Origin of the sequence: Acinetobacter sp. YH12226 (genome assembly GCF_013417805.1) — a bacterium.
In the GTDB taxonomy this organism is placed as follows: Bacteria; Pseudomonadota; Gammaproteobacteria; order Pseudomonadales; family Moraxellaceae; genus Acinetobacter.
This window is the reverse complement of the sequence record NZ_VPDG01000030.1, coordinates 1-6,751: the sequence shown is the minus strand read 5'-3', so window position 1 is coordinate 6,751 and position 6,751 is coordinate 1. Positions and strand designations below refer to the sequence as shown.

At 36.1% G+C, this 6,751-nt stretch carries 5 protein-coding genes; 2 read left to right on the top strand and 3 right to left on the bottom strand.

The window, feature by feature from the left end; all coding sequences use genetic code 11:
- Window positions 1–167: 167 nt before the first annotated feature.
- Together FTV08_RS15230 and FTV08_RS15225 are read right to left on the bottom strand one after the other, a co-directional pair.
- Complete coding sequence (locus FTV08_RS15230; protein ID WP_000431810.1) at window positions 168–1,070, bottom strand: reverse transcriptase family protein; 903 nt, start codon at window positions 1,068–1,070, stop codon at window positions 168–170.
- A complete protein-coding gene (locus FTV08_RS15225; protein WP_000930834.1) occupies window positions 1,060–1,353 on the bottom strand; it encodes a helix-turn-helix domain-containing protein in 294 nt (97 codons plus the stop codon). Before FTV08_RS15225 ends, FTV08_RS15230 begins: the two co-directional genes overlap by 11 nt.
- A 631-nt stretch (window positions 1,354–1,984) precedes the next feature.
- Here FTV08_RS15225 and FTV08_RS15220 point away from each other — a divergent pair.
- Together FTV08_RS15220 and FTV08_RS15215 are read left to right on the top strand one after the other, a co-directional pair.
- A complete protein-coding gene (locus FTV08_RS15220; protein ID WP_153957353.1) occupies window positions 1,985–2,146 on the top strand; it encodes a hypothetical protein in 162 nt (53 codons plus the stop codon).
- A gap of 2 nt (window positions 2,147–2,148) precedes the next feature.
- On the top strand, window positions 2,149–2,646 hold the full coding sequence (locus FTV08_RS15215; RefSeq protein WP_000640864.1) for a type II toxin-antitoxin system YafO family toxin: 498 nt from the start codon (window positions 2,149–2,151) through the stop codon (window positions 2,644–2,646).
- A 233-nt stretch (window positions 2,647–2,879) separates the two neighbouring features.
- On the opposite strand, the gene FTV08_RS15210 is transcribed toward FTV08_RS15215, so the two are convergent.
- The gene (locus FTV08_RS15210) at window positions 2,880–6,374 is read right to left on the bottom strand and encodes a plasmid replication protein, CyRepA1 family (RefSeq protein ID WP_180087617.1); all 3,495 of its coding nucleotides are present in this window, start codon (window positions 6,372–6,374) and stop codon (window positions 2,880–2,882) included.
- Window positions 6,375–6,751 lie beyond the last annotated feature (377 nt).

Sequence of the window (6,751 nt, the reverse complement as noted above, 5' to 3'; positions counted from 1 at the left end):
TTAAGTTCTTTATCCGACATAGACACCAACATATCAAACCGTCCGCTAACGAAATTGCAAAAGTGCATATTCTAAAAGCGGACATTTTTACTTTGGAGAAACCGGACATTTCTATTTTGGAGTTACAGATGAATTTCGAATAAGAGATTTTATGTTAAATAGAATTTTTAGACATGGTTAATGATTTGTTTTATATAATTATTTTTTCCTATTAATCGTAGAGCTGCTTGGATATTATTATCAATTTTTTTAAGCTGTCTAATATCTCGGAAATGCCTATGAGCAGGTTGTAAACTACCATTTACTATTGCCACCCCAGTGACGAATTTAATGCTATTTTCAGGAAAAAATTTAATTTTTTCTTGTTTAATATTATGCTGATATTTCTCTATTATTTGAATAATTTTATTTAGAAAGTTTTGATTGACGGCCTTTCCTGTAAACGAAATATCGTCAACATAAACAGTCATAGTTATAGAGCGACTTTTAGCCATTCTATAAATTTCATCAAACATGGATTTATTAGCCCAGAAAGCTAATGCTGAACTTAATGGGCTACCTGTAGGAAGGCAATTATTTACAGTGCAGACTTCAGATATATATTTAGCAATATCAGTTGGGTATTGAAGAGTATATCCAAAAAAAGATTGCACTTTAGCCTTAGAAGTAGAAGGATAAAAATCAGTAATATCAATATTTAGCGTATGCCCCTTAAGACCGACATGCGCTTTTGCATTCGAAATTGCAGATTTAGAACGTTTTGAATGTAAATAATCAGGAGCTTTCAAGTTACCCAAAAATTTCCCAATTCTGGAATGGATCTGCTTCAATCTATCATGAGGATTTTGAATAGGGCGGACTTTAATAATGTTTCCACTATCATCAGTCTTATTTTCATTAAAATATTGATACATCTGATTTTTTGAACGAACAATATGGTTCAGTTCTTTAATAGATGAACATAATAAAATAGCTAGTCGCTTCTTGCTTGTAATATGAAATAACGGTGAGTTCAGTAACTCTAATTCGTATACATATTTTGCATAATCAGAAGGTTGACTATTTTCCATTTTCACTTAACCAGTTCATAAGTTTGATTACTTTACTACCAGCAAAATAACGAAATTTTCCTGATAAAGTGTCACGTTTATCCATATTTTCCGAGAAGAACATTAAGGAAGAAACAGGGATATCAAAATATTCAGAATATTTATCTAGTAACTCTAGAGTTGGTTTCTTCTTACCACTTTCAATTTCAGATAAGTAAGAGTTAGAAATGCCTAGAGATTGAGATAATTCTGTTTGAGATATGCGATGATACTTCCTCATGGTAAGTAGTGCATCATTAAGCATTTAAAAGACCTCTAATAAGCTTTTTAAAAAGAGAACCACCTAAAGAAGTGTTCTCCAAGGGAGAATTTAGTTTCCTAAATCATCCTCTTGAAGGATGTGTTTTAGAATAAACCGCAACACTACTAGAATAAGTTTAATCCACTTCCAACCTTTTGGAGGCTTGGGTTTATTAGCCTTATTCTCAACTTTAGATGGCTGCTGAACGTTACTTAAATATTTCATTTGAATCTTCCTTAACGACCAAAATTGGCCCCATTTACGCTAGGAAGAAAAATACTCTGGTGTTCAGCACTTGACTCTTCAAAAAGTGCCACACGCTCCATTGCGTGTGGCACTCATATCGATGGAATTATAGTCTTACCGCATATCGATCATTGAGATCTCTACATGTCATCAAGAGCCATATCCCCCCGAAATTTGAGGTGGTTAAACCTCCGAGTATTTAAATACTCAAATAACAAAAATGGGTGATTATCCAACAAGAAGTAACTTATTCATCATACATTTTTTTTAGCTATTAGCAAATATTTTTTCGCTAATAGCGAAAAAATAATAAGAGTGAACTGGTAATGATTTATGCTAGTATATATTCCATATGAAATAACTTTTATGGATCTAAAGGAGATTCAATATGGTAACTAAAGCAGTAGTTATCCGTCGTGGAAAACCACGAAAAGTTGTTGCCAAACCTTTAAATAGTGAGAAGCAAGCTAGTTTCTTTAGAGCGGTAGGTATGCTAACAGCTAGAGGTAATGAGAAATTATTAAATTCTACTCATGAAACTCAAGCATAAAAATGATTTATGTAGAGATTTCTGAAGAATTAGAAAATGATGCTGAAGAAATGGGAATCAGCAATGAATTAAATTTTATTGCTGATCAATTTCTTATATACAAGCAAGCTAGCCGAAACAGAGAACATCCTGCTCCATCTAGAAATGTTCAAGAAAGAGATCAACCTGCATCTGAATATTTTGGAAGAGATAGATTTGATAAGTTTTCAAAAAATGCTCAAAAAGAAGAAATTCAGCATGTACATTTGAGACAAGAAGATAGTATTTGGGAAGATGAAGAAGGATATGGCTATGCTCAGTGGCACTGTACCAGTGACAGTTATTTAGTTTATTCTTACTTTAAGTATAAAAATGATCATTATTATTATCTTATAGAGTTTTTTGGTGAATCTGCTCATTCTTTATATGAAAAAAAGACTGAGAAATTTATTCAATGTGCAAAAGATTTTAGATTCAAGAAATTAAAAGAATTAGAGAATAATAACGATAAACTAAGGTAATCCCCGAGACGGTAAATTAATTCGTCTTGTTGCTCAAGCCATTTATTAAGCAGTTTCAGAAAGCTGCTTTGAATCGATGTATTTCATCCTTAAATTATGCACGAATGCTCAACAATTTATGGTGTAAAGATTAACCAAAATGTGATCACTTTTGATTTATGAAAGAGCTCTATTATATCAATAATGTCTTTCTAGCCTTGATCGCCAAAATAGCCTAAGAATTAGTGCTTAGGCTATAAAATCGACGCCCTACTACTGATCATTGAATTGATTAAATCCAACTCTGATACCTGTTGAGCACTGTCAGCAGAAACGTGCAGTTTCGGTAAATACTCTGCGTAATCTTTCAAGCGATAAAAATCAGCAAGAGTTAAGTCCGAGCGCATCAGTTCTTTCATCACATCAATGAATACGACATCATTGCTTGGCTGGATCGCAAGCTGCTGCTCAGTTGCATGAGTAACCAGTGTTACTGACTGAATATCAATCTTTACATCATCCGATGAAACGAAATCAGGACGTTTAACAGCTTCAGCAAGTTGCTGCATCAGCAAATAATTATCAGGATCAATTTTATAAGCGTATTCATCCATTATCTGTTGAGATGGCTCTATTCTTATATATAGATTATTGGGCATCTCAACACTTAATTTTCTTTTCAAACGCGGCTTGAATGGATTTCTAACATATTTGGATTTAACTCCTATATGCTTCAAAACTTCGTTCAAATCTCGCACTGCATATTCGGAAGTTTTCCACGACTGCGCACCAAAACGAGTCGGAATTGCACCAATTGAAGCAAGTACAAGTCTGTATTTTTCAATCTGTTGAAGCAGTGCCTTCGCACTTGTTTCAGTAAACACCGCATTGGGTTGTAGCTCCACGCCATCAAATGCCAACTTATAAATTTTCCCCATCGCTTCATGGTAGCGTCTAATCGCTAAATCCTTACTCTTATCGTTACTTGGCTTGTATCGACCCATAAAAGCACTGAATCGTATCAATTGACCTATATCAATATCAAAGTGTTCATCAGTTAATTCTGTAACGTAATCAAGACCGAGCTTAGACCGCATTTTGTATGCTTGCAGCGCGTTGGCTTCAGCTTCAGATAAAAACTCTTTGCGCTGAAGTCTGGATGCAGTTTCATCATTGATCTTGTATGCAGTTTTGATCAGCTCTCGCTTGGCTTCTTTGACTGCTTTTTTAGTATGTTTAAAAAATTCAGTATGTTCTGAAGCATCGAATTTTTGCACTCGCTTAATGTTGAATAGCTTGCTTTCAAGTATCCATATCAAGTTATTTGCGAAATTAGAACGACGGGTTTCACGGATATTTTCAAGTTCAGTTTTAAATAGTGAAAACTCCGTGATTTTTGCTTTTTTCCCTTCCAGAATACTCGCTTGCTGTTTCCCTTGTAGAATGTCCAACACATTCATAGTATAGCGTTTGCTTTGATCGGCAAAAATGTGGAAGTCAGTAGCGTAACGCACACGGCCGATCATTTGATATGCGTCAGTCGGTTGAATACTCGACCCAGTAAAAAATCCAACAACGCAGTCAAAATACCCTTTTCCATTGTCGTGAATGAATTGCTCATGCTGAATGGATACACCAGAAGCGATCGCACTTGTAGAGATTACAACCTGATATTTTAGTGACTCGGTTTCAGGATCGCTAAGAAATTCCGCTGTTTCTTTTTTAATGTTTTCATTTCCGACAATCGCAATGCTTTTAACATCCAAATCTCTGAGAATGGCGTGAAGTGCCTGCACATGACTTTTGGAATCGCACGTAATCCATAAATTTTGATTTTCGACCATGACACGTTGCAGCATAAAACTCTGTAATTCAGCAAAACTGTTATACAGGTACACTGTCTTACTTTCGTCTTTGGGTTCTACTTCAACGATAGTGAATTGCTCGTTTGGTCGGCACGACTCGATAAAATCCAATGTTTTTGAGTTAATGTTGGCATCTGCAACAATGATGCACTCTGCATTTTTAATGATGACCTTCAGCAAGTTATAAACGTATTCAATGTCGGTTTTATTGAATAACTTGTCGCTGTTGAAGGTTTCAATTAATTGGCTGATCTCATCAATAAAAATGTGCTGACAGTCCTTTATGAAAGGCTTAAATAGCTGATTGGCTAGACTTGGCAGGCATACAGCCAGAGATCCGATGGATTGACTTAAAGCAGCATCCAAACCAATTTTGCGCGCTTCAATGATGCTTTTTTTCTCATCCTCATAATGTGCCGTGTCCAAGCGTGACGCCATTTCACGGATTAGGCTTCGCAAATGTGCAATGGTTAAAAATGGATGCCCATTCTGACCGCACCAATCGCGGAACGGACGTCCTACTTTTTGCGTTTTTCCTGATCCTGTTGGCGCTTTCACTAAATACACGCCTTTATAGTTCGAGCTGAAATGGTCCAAAGAATCCAATTTAATCAGGTTGTGATTTTTTCGGTCCCGAATAGTGACAGCATCCAGACCAAGCATCTGCATTAACTCAATTCTGTTGTGAGCATAGAGAATAATATTGTCTAAAGTGACAGGATGAACACGATGCACACAGAACGGCTCTATTTCGTTTCGAAGTTCGATTAAGTTTTTCTTATAAGGAACATGCACCAAGTTGCGCATGATGTACTGATAAGCAAATACAGCACATGTATGGCTATCTTCTTCGGTACTCAAAGCATCGGTCAAAAGTTTTGTTTCAATAGCGCAAGGCTCGTCTTTTAACTGCGTCCAAACATCATAAGCTGGAATGTCTGAAGTCAGTTTTTGTTGCAGTAAATTTCTAATTTCTTCATGCGTCATACTGCCAGCATCAGAACCCAATTTAGGTGCAAGATAGAACTTCGCTTTCAGTTCATACGCTACTCTGTGACCAGTACCACGACCCTTTACAACTTGCTCAGACAATACGACTTTGCGGGTTTTATCGTCCGGATCTGCTTTCAGAATATTGTCATTATCAGCAATGATTACATCGCAAAGCTTTCCAAGTACGGGATAAACTTCTTTGAATTTCCCAGCCGAAATACATGCTATAACTCGTCTACCAGTTGCGTGGAACACATTGCAAGCATCTTTGTAGCCTTCAACAAATATGGTTGGCTCTGTACCTTCAATCACAAAATAATAGTTTTTGCTCTGAGCACCAGATAGCGGGCGTTTTTGTCCATCTAAAGTAATGAATTGAAGATTTACAAGTTCATGCGTATGAACATCAAATAATGGAACAATGAGCGGATTAATGAACGTCTGACCACCTGACGTCTTAACGATGGGTAGAGTCCTTGCGTTGATTGGCTTGATACTAGCAACGTCCATATATGGATGCGCTGAGCACGGTTTGGCTTTACTCCATATCAGTTGAGCTTCACTTGCTTTGGTTTGGAATTGAATTATTTTCTTTTGTTCTTCAGCTTTACGCTGCTTTTCTAATTCAATATGTCGCTTTTCAAGCTCGACTGGATCTTGCTTGCTTTTGTCTGAAGTCCGTTCAGTATTGAAGACATAGCTCGCACCGCAAGAATGGTCGTAAATTAAATACGTTCCATCATTCTTCAGCGTAATGGCGGTGGCACGGTTTTTCGCACTTTTCCCAATGCCCGGTATACGATACTGTTTTCCTGGATGAAAGTTGTACGGTAATTTTGTTGTGTTGTAACCCAGCTTTAATAAAAAATTGTGTAGATTGGTTTTGAACATAGTATGATGTTTCTGTTATTTCGACCCTGATAGCTGTTTCACCACAAGATTTCGCTATCAGGGTTTTCCATTTATAGGTCTTCAACTTCTGAAGCGTTATTTTTGAATACAGTCATGTCTTTAGCTCACTCCTTAATCATGAAGTAACCAGCTATGTGTACTTGACATGTAATCAATAACGGACATTACCAAATAAAAAAAATTAATTTTTCAAAAGTTGAGATTCTGAAAAAAAATTAAAATAAAGTTTGATCACCTTGGGGGCTAGCTTTGTTACACAAATACTTAAAAATATAGTTTTATTAGATTTAATATAAAACTTTAAAATTCAGCATCTTACAAAATACTTATGCACCAACACTATTTTTACAATATGA